A 16,652-nucleotide genomic window follows, 5' to 3' on the forward strand; every position below is an offset into this window, starting at 1 on the left:
CCGATGACTTCCCCTGCCCTGGAACTGCCCGCCTCCGCCGCCGCGAGCCGCGAGGCCACATCCCCGGGACCCGCACCCCGCCTGGGCGTCGGCCTCGGCTGGCGCAGTGAGATCGACACCGTGGTCGAGCGCCAACCGGGCCTGGACTGGGTCGAGGTGGTCGCCGAGAACATCTGCGCCGACCACCTGCCCGACTCCCTGACCGTGCTGCGCGAACGCGGCGTCACCGTCGTCCCGCACGGCGTCGGCCTCGGCCTCGGCGGCGCCGACCTGCCCGACCCCGGCCGCCTCGCCCGGCTCGCCGAGGCCGCGCTGGCCCTCGGCTCCCCGCTGGTCACCGAGCACCTGGCGTTCGTCCGGGCCGGCGGCCTGGAGGCCGGCCACCTGCTGCCCGTCCCCCGCACCCGGGACTCGCTGCGGGTGATCGCCGAGAACGTCCGGATCGCCCAGGACCGGCTGCCGGTGCCGCTCGCCCTGGAGAACGTCGCCGCCCAGCTCGCCTGGCCGGACGACGAGTTCACCGAGGGCCAGTTCCTCGCCGAGCTCGTCGAGCGCACCGGCGTCCGGCTGCTGATCGACGTCGCCAACCTGCACACCAACCGGGTCAACCTCGGCATCGACCCGGCCGCCGAGCTCGACCGCCTGCCGCTGGAGTCGCTCGCCTACGTCCACGTCGCGGGCGGCACCCTGGTCGACGGCGTCTGGCACGACACCCACGCCCACCCCGTCACCGAACCGGTGCTGGAGGTGCTGGCCGAACTCTGCGCGCGGACCGCCCCGCCCGGGGTGCTGCTGGAGCGGGACGGCAACTTCCCGCCGCCCAGCGAGCTGGCCGGTGAACTGGACGCCATCCGCCGGGTGCTGGAGGGGAGCACCCGACGATGAGCGACCTGACGGGAACGGCTCGGGGGAACGCCACCCCGGGCCCCACCACCGACCAGGGCGTCACCCGGCAGGACCTCGCCGGGCAGGGCCTCGCCGACCCGGACCCCGCCGCCGCCCGGCGGCGCCTGGCCCGGCGCCAGGAGGAGCTGCTGGCCGCCCTGGTGGCCGGCGGGCCCGTCCCGCCCGGCTTCGACGAGCGCCAGGTCCGCGCCCAGTCCACCGGCCTGGCCGCCAAGCGGCGGGACACCACCGCCAAGGTGGCCCCGGACCTGCCCCGGACGCTCGGGGCGCGGTACGGCCCGCTCTTCCTCGACTACGCCCGCTCCCACCCGCAGACCGGCGGCTACCGCGCCGACGCCCGGGCCTTCGCCCAGTGGGTGCTCACCGACGGCGGCCCGCTCGCCGCCGAGCACCGCCGGGCCCTGGAGCAGTGGCTCCACCCGGCGCCCGTACGGCCGCCGGGCCCGCTCGCACGCCTGCGCCGGGCCCTGCGCCGCTGACGGCCGGGCCGCCGCCGAACCCGGCGGCACCGAACTCTGACGCACCATCACCACCTCGGGGGAACAGCCCATGTGGCACAACAGCTACTTCATCGTCCCGGCCGTCCTGCTGGTGACCGCCGCCCTGTACGCCGCCCGGACCCGGCAGCGCATCGGCCGGGTCCGCCACGCCAAGGGCCTGCCCGGCCGCGGTCTGCCGCTGCTCGACACCGCGTTCCTGTCCGGCGGGCCGGCGCGGGTGTTCGACACCGCCATGGTCCGGATGCACCTGAACGAGCAGGCCGTGGTCAGCCGCTCCGGTCTCGTCACGCTCACCGGCGCCAAGCCGTACGACGCCGTCGACAAGGCGGTCCAGGACGCCGTCGGCCCGACCGGGAGCCGCGAAATCGGCCCGCTGCGCCACACCGTGATGCGCTCCGCCGCCGTCCAGGAGATCGGCGACCGACTCGCCGACCGCGGCCTGCTGCGCCGCCCCGAGCTGCTGCGCCGGGCCCGCACCGCCCGCCGACTGCTCTGGCTCGCGCTGGTCGTCGTGGTGGCCTCCGCGGTGGCCGCCCTCCTGCTCGACGACGGCGCCGTGGGCCACGACCGCCCGAACCTCTGGACCCCGGGCCTCCTGCTGCTCGGAGGATTCGCCACGCTGCTCGCCACCGCGCCTCTCAAGGGTCGGATCACCCCGGCCGGGCAGCGCCAGCTCTCCCTGATGCAGGGCACGCCGTGGAAGCCCAACGCCGGGGTGCCGCCCCAGCTCGCCGGCGGCGTGCTGCTGGGCGCGCTCGCGCTCGGCGGCCTGGCCGCCGCCGGGCTGGACAACCCGGAGCTGGAGGCCGCGATGCTGGCGGCGTCGGTCGAGGAGGAGGCCGTACGGCAGGCGGTCACCGCGAACTCCCTCTCGTCGTCCTCGTCGTCGTCCTCCTCGTCCGGTTCCTCCGGCTGCGGCGGGGGCTCCGCCTCCTGGTGCGGCTCCTCCGACTCCGGCTCCTCCGGCTCCGGCTGCGGCTCGTCCAGCTGCGGGTCCTCGTCCTCCTCGTCGAGCTGTGGTTCCTCGTCCTCCTCCAGCTGCGGGTCCTCCTCGTCGAGCTGTGGTTCCTCGTCCTCCTCCAGCTGCGGGTCGAGCTGCGGCGGCGGTGGCTGCGGCTCCTGAGCCCCCGCCGGGCGCACCGGCGCCGCGCCGCGGACGCGCCTTCGAACTCGCCTTCGGACGTCACAGTTCGGTATCGCGGACCGGGAAGACGTTCCGCCCGCCGTCGACACAGGCATACAACAAGCCCATGTGGTTGCTGTTCCTCATACCGGCCTGTGTCGCGGCGGTCCTGTCCTGCCTCCGACTGGTCCGGATGACCGCCACCGCCGACGCCCTGGCCGACCGGACCGGCCTGCGGCCCCCCGAAGCCGTCGGCATCGGCCTCTACGAGACCGCCTACCTGGCCGGCGGCCCGGACCGGGTGGTCGAACTCGCCCTCGTGCTGATGGCCGGCCGCGGCCGGCTGCACCTGGCGCACACCGGCTGGACCACCGTGGTCGACCCCCGGGGCCGCAGCCGCCTGGAGCGGGCGGTCATCGCCACCGTCGGCCCCGAGATCCAGTGCCCGACCGACGACCTGCGCCGGGCGATGGCCGAGCACCCCACCGTGCTGGAGATCGGCGCCCGGCTCACGCTGGCGGGCCTGGCCACCCCGGCCCTGGTGCAGCGCAACACCGTGGTGGTGGTCCGGCAGGTCCGGCACGCGCTGCTGCTGACGCTGGTCCTGCTGGCCGCCTCGCTGGCCGTCGGCGGCTTCACCGGCGGTGACGCCCTCGCCCCGCTCGCCTGGTTCTCCCTGCCGGTGGTGCTCACCTCGGGCACCCTGCTGATGGCCCGGGTCGACGTCTACCCGTACACCCGCTGGGCCTCCCCGATCGGCCAGGAGGTCCTGCGCGAGGTCCGCCCGGCCCGCCAGCGCGGCCTGGCCGACGACGAGGAGCGCGAACTGCTCACCGCCGTCGCCATGAACGGCCCGGCCGTCCTGCCCGATGCCCGGCTGCGCGCCGCCCTGCGCCCGCACCGGACCTGAGCCCCACACCGACGCGAAAAGCGGCTGCGCCCACCGCTCCGACCAGGGCAGACTCCGACCCGTGGACGAATCCCCCGGCAAGCCCGGCATCGGCCGGCCCGACATCGGCCGACAGGGCCTCGGCAGGAAGGGCCTCGCGACGCTGGAGCGCGCCCGCCACGAGGGCCGCCCGGTCCGGCTGCGCCGCTCCATCCCCGGCACCTCCGTGCTGCGCGAATTCGCCGGGCCCCGCCCGTAGACCGACCGCACCCGTGGACCGACCGCACACGCACACGCCGGAGGCCGGCTCCCCGGACGGGGAGCCGGCCTCCGAGAACCGCGGGAGCGCGGGAGCGCTCAGACCAGGCCGTTCAGCAGCTCGCTGACCGGCTTGCGCCGACCGGTGAAGAACGGCACCTCCTCGCGGACGTGCAGCCGGGCCCGGGAGGGGCGCAGGTCGCGCATCAGGTCGACGATCCGGTGCAGCTCGTCCGCCTCGAAGGCGAGCAGCCACTCGTAGTCGCCGAGCGCGAATGAGGCCACCGTGTTGGCCCGCACGTCCGGGTAGCCGCGCGCCATCATGCCGTGCTCGGCGAGCATCGCGCGCCGCTCCTCGTCCGGCAGCAGGTACCACTCGTAGGAGCGGACGAACGGGTACACGCAGACGTAGTCGCGCGCGCGCTCGTCGGCCAGGAAGGCCGGGATGTGCGACTTGTTGAACTCGGCCGGGCGGTGCAGCGCCATGTTCGACCAGACCGGCTCCAGCAGCCGGCCGAGGCCGGTGCGGCGGAAGCGGTTGTACGCCTCCTGGAGGTCGTCCGAGTCGGCGGCGTGCCACCAGACCAGGATGTCGGCGTCCGCGCGCAGACCGGAGACGTCGTACGTGCCGCGCACGGTCACGTCCTTGGCGGCCAGCTGGGCGAACAGCTCGTCCACCTCGGCGGCCAGCGCGGTGCGGTCCTCGGGCAGGGCGCCCTTGAGCTTGAACACCGACCACATGGTGTAGCGGATGACCTGGTTCAGGTCGCGCGCCTTCTTCTTCTCGGGCCGCTGCTCCGGCTCCCGCTCAACGCTCTCAGTCATGCGCCCATTGTCCTCTCCGTGGAGCCTTCCCCGGTCGCCGGGGTCAGCAGTCTGTCGACGGCCGCGGCGGCGGCGGCCGCCGAACCGATGCACGCCGGAATGCCCACCCCGTCGTACGCGGCGCCGCACAGCGCCAGCGCGCCCACCCGCCCGGCCGCCTCCCGCACCCGGGCCACCCGGTCCAGGTGCCCGACCGGGTACTGCGGCAGACCGGCCGAGAAGCGGGAGACGAAGGTGTCGTACGGCCGGGCGGTCAGCCCGATCGCCTCCTCCAGGTCCGCCAGCGAGCGCGCCACCAGCTCCTCGTCCCCCAGCCCGAGCGCCTCCTCCTCGCGGTACCGGCCCAGCGAGGTGCGCAGCAGGAACGCGTCCGGCGCGGAGCGCTCCAGCCAGCCCCACTTGTTGGAGGAGAAGGTCGAGGCCTTGATCCACCGGCCGTCCACCGGCGGAACCAGGAAGCCGCTGCCGCTGGGCGGCTCGGGCAGGTCGGCGCGGCGGAAGGCCAGGGTCACCAGGGCCATGCCCGCGTACTCGACGGCGTCCAGCTCGGTGGCGGCCGCCGGGGCGTCCTCGCGCAGCAGCCGGGCCGCGGCGGGGGCCGGGACGGCCAGCACCACGGCGTCCGCGTGCAGCACCTCGCCGCCGGTCACCACCCGCCAGCCGTCGGGGGTGCGGCGCAGCTCGTCCACCGGGGCGTCGGTGCGCAGGTCCACGCCCGCCTTGACGCAGGCCGCGGCGACCGCGCCGGGCAGGGTGCCGAGGCCGCCGCGCAGGCCCTGGAACACCGGAGTGCCGACCGCCGTCGGCCGGGAGGCCAGCTCGTGCACCCCCTCGACCAGCGGGCCGCCGCCGCGGGCGATCGCCAGCAGCTGCGGGACGGCGGCGCGCAGCGAGATCTCCTCCGCGTGGCCGGCGTAGACGCCGCCGAGGAGCGGCTCGACCAGCCGGTCGACGACCTCCCGGCCCAGCCGGTCGGCGACGTAGCGGCCGATCGCGACGTCCTCTCCGACCTCGGTGGGCCGCTCGTTCCGGGCCCGCTCCAGCCCCTCGTCGCTCAGCACGCCGGAGGCGGCCAGCGCCTCCAGGTCGCCGGGGACGCCCATCACCTGTCCGCCGGGCAGCGGCCGCAGCGCGCCGCGGGTCCAGATCGCGGCCTTCGCGGTGGTCGGCGGCTCCAGCTCCTCGCCGAGTCCGACCGCCCGCGCCAGCTCCACCGCCTCCGGCCGCCGGGCCAGCACCGACTCGGCCCCGAGGTCCACCCGGACCCCGCCGACCTCCCCGCCCCACAGCTTCCCGCCGACCCGCCCGGACGCCTCCAGCAGCGTCACCCGCGCCCGCGCGGCCCCTCCGGCCGCACCGCTCAGGAAAGCGGCCGCAGCCAGCCCCGCGATCCCACCACCGACGACGACGACCTGTGCATCCGACATGCTCCGCAGTCTCGCAGGTCTTTACACCGGACCCTCAATCCGCTGCACGCCCGCTGCTCGGTACCAGCCCGTCCAGATCGATCGCGATCGGGAACGGCACCGGGCGTTCGAGTTCGCCGCGGAAGATCCCGGCCGCGCGTACATCCGATCGGGAAGTTCACTCATCATGCTGCACGAACGAGCCCACCTCCCCGTGGTTACGCTCCTGCCATGGAACCGATCGTGGTGAGTGCGTGTCTGGCCGGGATTCCCTGTCGGTACGACGGGAGGGCGAAGACCTCCGACGGCGCCGTGCGGCTGGTCGAGGAGGGGCGGGCCGTGGTGGTGTGCCCGGAGGGGGCGGGCGGGCTGCCGACGCCGCGGCCGCCGGCGGAGATCGTGGGCGGGGACGGCGCGGACGTGCTGGACGGGCGGGCCCGGGTGGTGGACGCGACCGGGGCGGACTGCACCGCGGAGTTCCTGGCCGGCGCCCGGGCGGCGCTGTCCGCCGCCGAGGAGGCCGGGGCCCGGCGGGCGGTGCTGATGGCCCGCAGCCCGTCCTGCGGCTGCGGGCAGGTGTACGACGGGTCGTTCACCGGGGAGCTGCGCCCGGGCGACGGGGTGACGGCGGCACTGCTGCGCCGGGCCGGGATCGAGGTCACGGCCGGGTAGCGGGCCCCCTCGGCCGGAGGCCCGCCACCGGGAGGTCAGCGGGCGCTGGCCTCGTGGACGAAGGCGACGAGGCGGCTGAGCGCGTCCGGGTCCATGGACGGCAGCACGCCGTGGCCGAGGTTGAAGATGTGGCCGCTGGTGCCGAGCGCCTGGGCGGCGTGCAGCACCTCGCGGGCCTTGGTCTCCACGACCTTGGTGGGCGCGAACAGCACCGCCGGGTCGAGGTTGCCCTGCAGGCCCTTGCCCGGGCCGACCCGCTCGGCGGCGACGTTCAGCGGCACCCGCCAGTCGACGCCGACGATGTCCGCGCCGGCCTGGCCCATCAGGCCGAGCAGCTCGCCGGTGCCGACGCCGAAGTGGATCCGCGGCACGCCGTACTCGGCGACGGCGTCGAAGACCTTGGTGCTGGACGGCATCACCGAGCGGCGGTAGTCGTCCGGCGCGAGCGCGCCGACCCAGGAGTCGAACAGCTGGACCGCCGAGGCGCCGGCCTCGATCTGGACCTTGAGGAAGGCCGAGGTGATGTCCGCGAGCCGGTCCACCAGGGCGGCCCACAGCTCGGGCTGCCCGTACATCATGGCCTTGGTGTTCTCGTGGTTCTTGGACGGCCCGCCCTCGATCAGGTAGCTGGCCAGGGTGTAGGGCGCCCCGGCGAAGCCGATCAGCGGGGTCTCGCCGAGCTCGTCCACCAGCAGGCCGACAGCCTCGGTGATGTAGGGGACGTCGTCCGGCTCCAGCGGGCGCAGCCGCTTCAGGTCCTCGAAGGTGCGGATCGGGTCGGCGATGACGGGGCCGATGCCGGGCTTGATGTCGACGTCGATGCCGACGGCCTTGAGCGGCACCACGATGTCGCTGAAGAAGATCGCCGCGTCCACCTTGTGCCGGCGCACCGGCTGGAGGGTGATCTCCTTGACCAGCTCGGGCCGCATGCAGGACTCCAGCATGGGGATGCCCTCGCGGACCTTCAGGTACTCGGGCAGCGAGCGGCCGGCCTGGCGCATGAACCACACCGGGGTGTGCGGCACGGGCTCGTGCCGGCAGGCGCGCAGGAACGCCGAGTCGTGGGCGGCGCCGCGACGCCGGGGGGTGGTCGGGCCGTCGTGGGAGGCCGCCGTGGTGTCTGCCGTTGTCTCGCTCACGCGTCAAATCTTCGCACGCGTGCCGGGCCCGGTTTCCCGGCCGGTCTCGTCGGTTCCTCCAAGATCTGTCCGGGTTTGCCGTTCCGGCACGCCGCTGGGAGAGAAGTTGCGGCGATAACCCCGTCCTTCGACCTAGTCTTCGGGGCATGGCAGCGGTCGGAGGGCACCCCGCACAGGGTGGCGGAGCAGGTGGCGGAGCGGGGCGCGAGGGGGCGCCGAGCGAGTTCCGGGCGGCCGTGGCGGCCCTGGACGGGGCCCGGCTGCGGCCCGAGGTGCAGCTCTCCCCGGCGCCGGCGCCGCGCCGGCTCGCCCCGTACTCGTTCGCGGTGACCGCCTCGGTGGAGGTCGACGGCGAGGAGCTGGCGGACGGCCGGCTGGTGCTGCTGTACGACCCGGCCGGGCAGGAGGCCTGGAACGGGGAGTTCCGGGTGGTCACCATGACCAGGGCCGAGCTGGAGCCGGAGATGGCGGGCGACCCGATGGTCTCCGAGGTGGGCTGGTCCTGGCTGCTGGACACCCTGCAGGCGCACGGCGCCGGGTACGCGGAGCCCTCCGGCACGGTGACCCTGGCCTCCTCCCAGTACTTCGGCGGCCTGGCGGACCGCCCGTCCTCGACCGAGATCGAGATCCGGGCCTCCTGGACCCCGTCCGACGGCCGCTTCGAGCGGCACCTGGCCGCGTGGGCGGACCTGCTGTGCGTCAGCGCCGGCCTGCCTCCGGCCGCCCCGGCCCCGCAGGGGCCCACCGAGGTTCCTTCACTCGGTGGAGTGGTCCCGATGCCGGCCCGGCGACGCCCCCGGTCGCACTGACGGGTGGTGTGCGGGCCCGGCGGCGCCCGGGGGCCGGACGCCACCCCCAGGGCTGACGGAGTGTGACTTCGGATCCGCTCTGCGTCAATTCAATGGTCGATACCGACCGATCGGCACCGAATCTGATCGATTTTGTGCGAATAGCGGGCATGTCGCATCAATCATTTGCGCGATTTGTCCGTATTGTTACTCACTAGATCGTGATCATTCGCTAAAGCCGGGCACGGTTGCTGCCGAAGCAGACTGTGACCCTTTCCGAACGCGGAACACTCCGACCGCCCCCATCGGGGTTCCGTCCGCCACTCCCCGCAGGAGGCCTGGTGTCGGTCCTTCTTGAGCACCCCACGAACGTGGTCGCCTACCGGCCGACCAAGCCCACCGCCATGGTGGTCATCGCCGATCCCCGCGTCCGAAACACCGTCACCCGCCACCTGTGGGCACTCGGCGTCCGCGACGTGATCGAGGTGTCCTCCATCGCCGAGGCCCGCCCCAGGGTCTCCACTCCGCGCGACATCTGCGTCGCCGACGTGCACCTCCCGGACGGCTCCGGGCTGACCATCCTCGCCGAGACCCGCGCCGCGGGCTGGCCCAACGGCCTGGCACTGTCCGCCGCCGACGACATCGGCGCGGTCCGCAGCGCACTGGCCGGCGGAGTCAAGGGATACGTGGTGACCGGCACCCGGACGAACGTCGCGATGCCGGGCCGCCCGGGCCTGCCGCTCGGCGCCGCCGGGCTGGCCGGCCGGATGCGCCGCCCCGGGATGCCGGGCATGCCGGGCGCGGCGGGTGCGCCGGGCGCCCCCGGAGCCCCCGGAGCGCCGGGCGCGCAGCAGGCCGCCTACCGCGAGCTTTCCGGCCGCGAGGTCGAGGTGCTGCGGCTGGTCGCCGAAGGGCAGTCCAACAAGGCGATCGGCGTGGCGATGGGACTGTCGGCACTGACCGTCAAGAGCCACCTCGCCCGGATCGCCCGCAAGCTGGGCACCGGGGACCGCGCCGGGATGGTCGCGGTCGCGCTGCGCACCGGCATCATCCACTGAGCCGGGCGCTCCGGACCGCTGCGGCGGCCGAGGAGGAACGTTTCCTCCTCGGCCGCCGTCACGCTGTCCCGGGGCCCGCAGCGCGCGGTCCGCGCGCTGCCCTCCGGACGGCCCCCCACCCGGTCCTGTGCCGCCCCGCGCCGCGCCGTGCGGCCCCTGCGCGGTCCCCGTTCGGCCCCGGCGCGACCCCCTGTCGATCAACAGTCTGACCAGTCCGACAACACTCCCGGTCGTGAGGACCGTCGTACCCTTGGTGGGTGACCGACGCCGTAGCAGCCATCCCAGAAGAAGCAGCCCCGGTCCCGCTCCTCGAACCGAAGGACGGGATCCCGCCCGTGGTGGCGGACGACCGGGCGCTGGCCGCCATCGTCGCCGCCTTCGCAGCGGGCACCGGACCGGTGGCCGTCGACGCCGAACGGGCCTCCGGCTACCGCTACGGGCAGCGCGCGTACCTCATCCAGCTGCGCCGCGCGGGTTCCGGCTCCGCCCTGATCGACCCGATCGCCTGCCCGGACCTCAGCGCGCTCGGCAGGGCCGTCGAGGACGCCGAATGGGTGGTCCACGCGGCCAGCCAGGACCTGCCCTGCCTGTCCGAGGTCGGCATGAGACCCCGGCGCCTGTTCGACACCGAGCTGGCCGGGCGGATCGCCGGCTTCGCCCGGGTCGGCCTCGGGCCGATGACCGAGAACGTGCTCGGGCTGAGCCTGGCCAAGGAGCACTCCGCGGTCGACTGGTCCACCCGCCCGCTGCCCGAGCCGTGGCTGCGCTACGCCGCTCTGGACGTCGAGGTGCTGGTCGAGCTGCGAGACGCACTCGAACGGGAGCTGGACGCCCAGGGCAAGCTCGGCTGGGCGATGGAGGAGTTCGCCGCCATCGCCGCCGCGCCCCGCCCGGCCCCGCGCACCGACCCGTGGCGCCGCACCTCGCAGCTGCACAAGATCCGCCGCCGCCGCCAGCTGGCCGTGGTGCGCGAGCTGTGGCTCGCCCGCGACCGGATGGCGCAGGAGCGCGACGTCTCCCCCGGCCGGGTGCTCGCGGACGCCGCGATCGTCAACGCCGCGCTGGCCATGCCGCTGAGCATCGCCTCCCTGCAGGCCGTGCAGGGCTTCGGCCCCCGGGTGCACCGGCGCCAGCTGGAGCAGTGGCTGGCGGCCGTGCAGCGCGGCCGGGAGATCCCGGAGAACCTGCTGCCGCCGGCCACCGCGCCGCACGACGGACCGCCGCCGCCGCGGGCCTGGGCCGAGAAGGACCCGGTGGCCGCCGCCCGGCTCTCCGGCGCGCGCAGCGCGATCGGCGAGCTGGCCGAGCGCTACCACCTGCCCGCCGAGAACCTGATCACCCCGGACCTGGTCCGGCGGGTCTCCTGGCAGCCGCCGGCCGACCCGGGCCCCGAGGACGTGGCGGCCGCGCTGCGCGGGTTCGGCGCCCGGCAGTGGCAGGTGGACCTGGTGGCACCGGCGATCGCCGCCGCGTTCGTCGCGGCGGCCACCGCCCAGGACTGATCGCGACCGAGGGTCGACCGAGGGCCGATCGCGGCGCCCGCTCGCGGAGCCGGGCCGGTCCGGCAACACGACGAAGGGGACGTCGTCCGTACGGGCGACGTCCCCTTCGTCGTGCCCGGGAACGGAGCTCCTGGTCGGACGGGCCGGGGAACGTGTCGGGAGACACATGGTCAGATCCCTCCGAGGGGCCTGGGCAGGTTGGTTACCGGCGGGTAGCATGGCCGTGATGCGGCGCCGCTCGGGTCTTCGACGGCGGCAGCCTGCCCACCTCGAAATGTTGGTCCCTGGGAGGAGAGCCCCCGTGCCTCGTACCGCGAGGGACGTCGTCTTCGTCGATGGCGTCCGCACCCCGTTCGGCAAGGCCGGCCCGAAGGGCATCTACCACGAGACGCGCGCCGACGACCTGGTCGTCAAGTGCATCCGGGAGCTCGTGCGCCGTAACCCGAACCTGCCCGTCGAGCGCATCGACGAGGTCGCCGTCGCGGCCACCACGCAGATCGGCGACCAGGGTCTGACCATCGGGCGCACCGCCGCCCTGCTGGCCGGCCTGCCGAAGTCCGTCCCCGGCTACGCGATCGACCGCATGTGCGCCGGCGCGCTGACCGCGGTGACCACCACCGCCGGCGGCATCGCCTTCGGCGCGTACGACGTGGTCGTGGCCGGTGGCGTCGAGCACATGGGCCGCCACCCGATGGGCGAGGGCGTCGACCCGAACCCGCGCTTCGTCTCCGAGAAGCTGGTCGACGAGTCCGCCCTGTTCATGGGCATGACCGCGGAGAACCTGCACGACCGGTTCCCGCACCTGACCAAGGAGCGCTGCGACGCCTACGCCGTGCGCTCGCAGGAGAAGGCCGCCAAGGCGTACGCCAACGGCGACATCCAGCCCGACCTGGTGCCGATCACGATCCGCAACACCAACCCCGAGGTCGGCGAGACCGGCTGGGGCCTGGCCACCGTGGACGAGCCGATGCGCCCGGGCACCACGATGGAGAACCTGGCGGGCCTCAAGACCCCGTTCCGCCCGCACGGCAACATCACCGCGGGCAACTCGGCCGGTCTGAACGACGGTGCCACCGCCTCGCTGCTGGCCGCCGAGGACGTCGCCGAGGAGCTCGGCCTCCCGGTCAGGATGCGCCTGGTCTCCTTCGCCTTCGCGGGCGTCGAGCCCGAGGTCATGGGTGTCGGCCCGGTGCCGGCCACCGAGAAGGCGCTGGCCAAGGCCGGTCTGACCATCGACGACATCCAGGCCTTCGAGGTCAACGAGGCCTTCGCCGTCCAGGTCCTGGCCTTCCTGGACCACTTCGGCATCGCGGACGACGACGAGCGGGTCAACCCGTACGGCGGTGCGATCGCCTTCGGCCACCCGCTGGCCTCCTCCGGCGTGCGCCTGATGAACCAGCTGGCCCGCCGCTTCGAGCAGCGCCCGGACGTCCGCTACGGCCTCACCACGATGTGCATCGGCTTCGGCATGGGCGGCACCATCATCTGGGAGAACCCCCACTGGAGCGGGGCGACCCGGAACACCGAGCTCGAGGGTGGTAAGTGACCATGGCCGACACCACTGAGCTGCTGACCCGCGGCGCCGAGCTCTTCCCGGGCGAGGTCGTCACGACGGCGCACGTCCGCCACCTCGACCTGCCGCTGCAGGCCGGCCGGCTGGCCCTGATCACCCTGGACAACGGCTTCGACCACACCAAGCCGACCACCTTCGGCCCGGGCTCGCTGCTCAAGCTGAACGAGGCGCTGGACCAGGTCGAGGCCGAGGCCGCCGAGGGCGGGATCATCGGCGCCGCGATCACCGGCAAGCCGTTCATCTTCGCGGTCGGCGCCGACCTCAAGGGCGTCGAGGTGCTCAAGGAGCACTCGGACGCGCTGGCCATCGGCAAGGGCGGCCACGACGTCTTCAAGCGGATCGCCGCGCTGCCCGTCCCCACCTTCGCCTTCTACAACGGCGCGGCGATGGGCGGCGGCGTCGAGGTCGGCCTGCACTGCGACTACCGCACGGTGTCGGCGGGCGTCCCGGCCTTCTCGCTGCCCGAGGTCTTCCTCGGCCTCGTCCCCGGCTGGGGCGGCTGCACCATCCTGCCGAACCTGGTGGGTGCCGGTAAGGCCGTCAAGGTCATCGTCGAGAACTCGATGAACCAGAACAAGCAGCTCAAGGGCAAGGACGTGTTCGAGCTGGGGATCGCCGACGCGATCTTCGAGCCGGCCGACTTCCTGGAGCAGTCGCTGCTCTGGACCGCCAAGGTCCTCAAGGGCGACGTCGTCGTCGAGCGCGAGGCGATCGACCGCGGCAAGGCCTGGGACGACGCCGTCGCCTGGGGCCGCCTGGTCGCCGACGCCAAGGTGCACGGCGCCGCTCCGGCCGCCTACAAGGCGCTGGACATCATCGCCGCCGCCAAGGACTTCGACCTCGCCGACAGGGCCGGCCTGCAGGCCGGCTTCGACGCCGAGGACGTGGCCCTGGCCGACCTCATCATGAGCGGCGAGCTGCGCAGCGGCATCTACTCCTTCAACCTGGTGCAGCGCCGGGCCAAGCGCCCGGTCGGCGCGCCGGACAGGTCGCTGGCCCGCCCGGTCACCAAGGTCGGCGTCGTCGGCGCCGGTCTGATGGCCTCGCAGCTGGCGCTGCTGTTCGCCCGCCGTCTGGAGGTGCCGGTGGTCCTCACCGACATCGACCAGGCGCGCGTCGACAAGGGCGTCGGCTACGTCCACGCCGAGATCGACAAGCTGCTCGGCAAGGGCCGGATCGGCCAGGACAAGGCCAACCGCCTCAAGGGCCTGGTCTCCGGCTCGCTGGACAAGGCCGCCGCCTTCGGCGACGCGGACTTCGTCATCGAGGCCGTGTTCGAGGAGATGGGCGTCAAGCAGGCCGTCTTCGCGGACCTGGAGAACGTGGTTTCGCCGACCTGCGTGCTGGCGACCAACACCTCCTCGCTGTCGGTCACCGAGATGGCCTCGAAGCTGAAGCACCCCGAGCGGGTCGTCGGCTTCCACTTCTTCAACCCGGTCGCGATCCTGCCGCTGCTGGAGATCGTCCGCGGCGACGCGACCGACGACGCCGCGCTGGCCACCGCCTTCGCCGTGTCGAAGAAGCTGAAGAAGACGTCGGTCCTGTGCAAGGACCGCCCGGCGTTCGTGGTGAACCGGATCCTGACCCGCTTCATGGGCGAGATCCAGAACATCATCGACGAGGGCACCCCGATCGCCGACGTCGAGAAGGCCGTCGAGCCGCTCGGCCTGCCGATGTCCCCGATCGTGCTGCTGGAGCTGGTCGGCCCGGCCATCGCCCTGCACGTCTCGGAGACCCTGCACGGCGCCTTCCCGGAGCGGTTCACCGTCTCCGAGAACCTCGCCAAGGTCGTCAAGGCCGGCAAGCGCGGTTTCTACACCTGGGTGGACGGCCAGCAGGTCCTCGACCCCGAGGTGCTGGAGCTGCTGTCCTTCGGCGACTCGGTGCTCACCGAGGAGCAGGTCCGCGCCCGCGCCCTGGAGGCCGTCGCGCAGGAGATCGGCCTGATGCTGGAGGAGGGTGTCGTCGCCGAGGCGCAGGACATCGACCTCTGCATGATCACCGGTGCCGGCTGGCCCTTCCACCTGGGCGGGATCACCCCGTACCTGGACCGTGAGGGCATCTCGGAGCGGGTGAACGGCAAGCCCTTCCTCGCCCCCGGCGTGGCCTCGGTGCCCGCGTAAGGCGTAGGCGCAGCCGCTCACGGAGGAGCCCCGGTGACCTGGTGGTCACCGGGGCTCCTCCGTGTGTACGGGCTGTGTACCGGGCTGTGCGGGCTGTACGGGCTGTGTACGGGCCCTTCGGCGCGGCACGGCGTGTACGGACGTCTCCTGGGCAGAGCCGGGTGCGGGCGTCTCGGAGCGTGCGCCGGAGACGGACGTCTCAGTGCTTGAGGCGGTAGACCACGGTGTCGGCGAAGACGCCGACCATCTCGTAGTGGGTGTCCAGCAGGTTCTCGATCCGGGGGACCATGACCGGCTGGTACGGGGCGATGCCGGAGTCGTCGACCACGACCTCGGGCAGGCCGTTGGCCAGCTCCTTGTCGAAGGTCTGCCAGGCGTTGGCGACGCTGAACTGCTCGCCGACGTTCTGGTTGCCGTCCTTGCCGCCGCTGTAGTTGGTGAGGAAGCCGGCGGTCAGGTACCGGGTGGCGGGCTTGCGGTCGGCCAGCCAGTACAGCTCGGGGTGCATGCCCCAGACCAGCACGGTGTCCTTGGGGGTGGTCTGGGCGGCCACGGCGGTGGCGACCTCGGTGGTGCGGTTGAGCCGCTCCCCCGGCCAGGCCAGCGCCAGGCCCCAGAACACCGTGGCGGCGGCCGTGGTGTACACCAGGACGGGCTTCCAGCGGATCGCCGAGGTGGCGACCGCCCCGGTGCCCAGCAGCACCAGCGGCGGCATCAGCTGGAGGTAGTAGTGGCCGAAGAAGTGGAAGCCCACGCTGACCGCCACGACCGAGGAGAGCAGCCAGACCCACAGGTCGGTGGTCGAGCCGTGCTCCTCGCCGGCCACCGGCAGCGGGCGGTGGCGGTACTTGAGCCAGAGCCGGCGCCCGACCGGGAGCAGGAAGCCCAGGCCGGCCGCGGCCAGGATGGCCGAGTTGCCGAGGGCCCGGCCGAGCATCTGGAGCCAGGCGCCGCCGAAGGAGGCGTAGTCGCCGCTGCCGGTGACCACCCAGAAGAGGAAGCCCTTGGGCTTGGTGAGGATCACCGCGACCAGCGCTATCGGCAGGGTGAAGCCGAACCCGATCTTGAACAGTGCGGGCGGCCAGCGCACCCCGCGCCGGCGGGTGTCCTGGAAGAGCATCCAGAGCACCGGCAGCAGCACCGCGCCGCCGGTCTGCTTGGTCAGTGAGCACAGGGCGACCGCGATGCCCGCGGCCAGCCAGCGGCGCCGTTCGGCGTACCGGAAGGCGGCCACCATGGCGGGCAGCATGAAGACCTCGAAGGTCGCCGCCTGGGTGTCCTCCGGGGAGAGCCCGATGGAGACCAGCAGGTAGAGCAGTCCGGCCCCGGCCCCGGCCCGGTTGCCCCAGCGGCCGCGGGCGATCGAGGCCAGCAGGATCGCCGTGACCAGGTGGGCCACCACCGCCAGGGTGCGCAGCGGCCAGAGCGAGGCGGAGCCGAAGACCGCGAAGCAGGCCTGGTAGAGCCAGGGCAGCAGCGGCGGCTTGCGGTCCACCACGGTGTCGTACAGCACGCCGCCGTCCGCCAGCATCCGGGCCTGGGTGGCCAGGAAGCCCTCGTCCGGGCTCCAGACGGGCCGGGCGAAGGAGGGGATGTGGGTGAGCAGCGCGACCAGCGCGAGCACCGGCACCAGCCTGGTCCAGTACCGCCCTCCTTGCCCGCCCTCGGGCAGGAGGGGCCCAGTCAGCATCACGGTACGGACGCGCTCGGGCAGGCGCTCGGCCAGTCCGGTGAGGCGGAGGCGGGTGGGGGTCGGCACGGGTGACAACCTACCGGGCGGGATCGGCGCCGTCGGCGCCGGTCCCGCCTTTCAGTGCGATTGTCAGCTTGTTCCGTGACGAACTGTTACGGAGTTACGACAAACGGTCGTCGGCGGAACGGGGGACCGCC

General features: G+C 73.6%; 14 protein-coding genes and 1 pseudogene. 11 read left to right on the top strand and 4 right to left on the bottom strand.

The window, feature by feature from the left end; all coding sequences use genetic code 11:
• Nucleotides 1–24: 24 nt before the first annotated feature.
• The 5 genes and pseudogenes from ABZ449_RS06240 to ABZ449_RS06260 all read left to right on the top strand — a co-directional run.
• Nucleotides 25–867: pseudogene (locus ABZ449_RS06240) on the top strand (DUF692 domain-containing protein); the annotation flags it as partial.
• 14 nt (nucleotides 868–881) lie between these two features.
• Complete coding sequence (locus ABZ449_RS06245; RefSeq protein ID WP_360340988.1) at nucleotides 882–1,385, top strand: hypothetical protein; 504 nt, start codon at nucleotides 882–884, stop codon at nucleotides 1,383–1,385.
• A 70-nt stretch (nucleotides 1,386–1,455) separates the two neighbouring features.
• Nucleotides 1,456–2,529: a TIGR04222 domain-containing membrane protein gene (locus tag ABZ449_RS06250; protein WP_360340991.1), complete on the top strand. Its 1,074-nt coding sequence runs from the start codon at nucleotides 1,456–1,458 to the stop codon at nucleotides 2,527–2,529.
• A gap of 127 nt (nucleotides 2,530–2,656) precedes the next feature.
• Nucleotides 2,657–3,439, top strand: a complete 783-nt coding sequence (locus ABZ449_RS06255; protein WP_360340994.1) for a TIGR04222 domain-containing membrane protein — start codon at nucleotides 2,657–2,659, stop codon at nucleotides 3,437–3,439.
• A 61-nt stretch (nucleotides 3,440–3,500) separates the two neighbouring features.
• Nucleotides 3,501–3,677, top strand: coding sequence for a hypothetical protein (locus tag ABZ449_RS06260; protein ID WP_360340997.1), 177 nt, complete (start codon nucleotides 3,501–3,503; stop codon nucleotides 3,675–3,677).
• Nucleotides 3,678–3,775: 98 nt separating this feature from the next.
• Here the strand turns inward: ABZ449_RS06260 and hemQ are convergent, their stop codons facing one another.
• Both hemQ and hemG read right to left on the bottom strand, forming a co-directional pair.
• Nucleotides 3,776–4,501: a hydrogen peroxide-dependent heme synthase gene (gene hemQ / locus ABZ449_RS06265; protein WP_360340999.1), complete on the bottom strand. Its 726-nt coding sequence runs from the start codon at nucleotides 4,499–4,501 to the stop codon at nucleotides 3,776–3,778.
• A complete protein-coding gene (gene hemG / locus ABZ449_RS06270) occupies nucleotides 4,498–5,928 on the bottom strand; it encodes a protoporphyrinogen oxidase (RefSeq protein WP_360341002.1) in 1,431 nt (476 codons plus the stop codon). Before hemG ends, hemQ begins: the two co-directional genes overlap by 4 nt.
• Nucleotides 5,929–6,138: 210 nt before the next feature.
• Between hemG and ABZ449_RS06275 the strand changes: the two genes are divergently transcribed.
• Nucleotides 6,139–6,579 (top strand): DUF523 domain-containing protein, encoded by a 441-nt coding sequence (locus ABZ449_RS06275; protein ID WP_360341005.1) that lies wholly within the window; start codon nucleotides 6,139–6,141, stop codon nucleotides 6,577–6,579.
• Between the two features lie 35 nt (nucleotides 6,580–6,614).
• Here the strand turns inward: ABZ449_RS06275 and hemE are convergent, their stop codons facing one another.
• The gene (hemE, locus tag ABZ449_RS06280; protein WP_360341195.1) at nucleotides 6,615–7,628 is read right to left on the bottom strand and encodes a uroporphyrinogen decarboxylase; all 1,014 of its coding nucleotides are present in this window, start codon (nucleotides 7,626–7,628) and stop codon (nucleotides 6,615–6,617) included.
• A gap of 236 nt (nucleotides 7,629–7,864) precedes the next feature.
• Between hemE and ABZ449_RS06285 the strand changes: the two genes are divergently transcribed.
• The 5 genes from ABZ449_RS06285 to ABZ449_RS06305 all read left to right on the top strand — a co-directional run bounded on the left by ABZ449_RS06285 (nucleotide 7,865) and on the right by ABZ449_RS06305 (nucleotide 14,762).
• Nucleotides 7,865–8,527, top strand: coding sequence for a DUF3000 domain-containing protein (locus ABZ449_RS06285; protein ID WP_360341008.1), 663 nt, complete (start codon nucleotides 7,865–7,867; stop codon nucleotides 8,525–8,527).
• Between the two features lie 320 nt (nucleotides 8,528–8,847).
• Nucleotides 8,848–9,564 (top strand): response regulator transcription factor, encoded by a 717-nt coding sequence (locus ABZ449_RS06290; RefSeq protein ID WP_360341011.1) that lies wholly within the window; start codon nucleotides 8,848–8,850, stop codon nucleotides 9,562–9,564.
• Nucleotides 9,565–9,821: 257 nt separating this feature from the next.
• A complete protein-coding gene (locus ABZ449_RS06295) occupies nucleotides 9,822–11,066 on the top strand; it encodes an HRDC domain-containing protein (RefSeq protein WP_360341014.1) in 1,245 nt (414 codons plus the stop codon).
• A gap of 301 nt (nucleotides 11,067–11,367) precedes the next feature.
• Nucleotides 11,368–12,612, top strand: coding sequence for an acetyl-CoA C-acyltransferase (locus ABZ449_RS06300; RefSeq protein WP_360341017.1), 1,245 nt, complete (start codon nucleotides 11,368–11,370; stop codon nucleotides 12,610–12,612).
• Between the two features lie 2 nt (nucleotides 12,613–12,614).
• Complete coding sequence (locus ABZ449_RS06305; RefSeq protein ID WP_360341020.1) at nucleotides 12,615–14,762, top strand: 3-hydroxyacyl-CoA dehydrogenase NAD-binding domain-containing protein; 2,148 nt, start codon at nucleotides 12,615–12,617, stop codon at nucleotides 14,760–14,762.
• Between the two features lie 199 nt (nucleotides 14,763–14,961).
• Here the strand turns inward: ABZ449_RS06305 and ABZ449_RS06310 are convergent, their stop codons facing one another.
• Nucleotides 14,962–16,521, bottom strand: a complete 1,560-nt coding sequence (locus ABZ449_RS06310) for a glycosyltransferase family 39 protein (RefSeq protein WP_360341023.1) — start codon at nucleotides 16,519–16,521, stop codon at nucleotides 14,962–14,964.
• Between the last annotated feature and the right edge of the window lie 131 nt (nucleotides 16,522–16,652).

The organism is Kitasatospora sp. NPDC005856 (genome assembly GCF_040629945.1).
Classification (GTDB): domain Bacteria; phylum Actinomycetota; class Actinomycetes; order Streptomycetales; family Streptomycetaceae; genus Kitasatospora.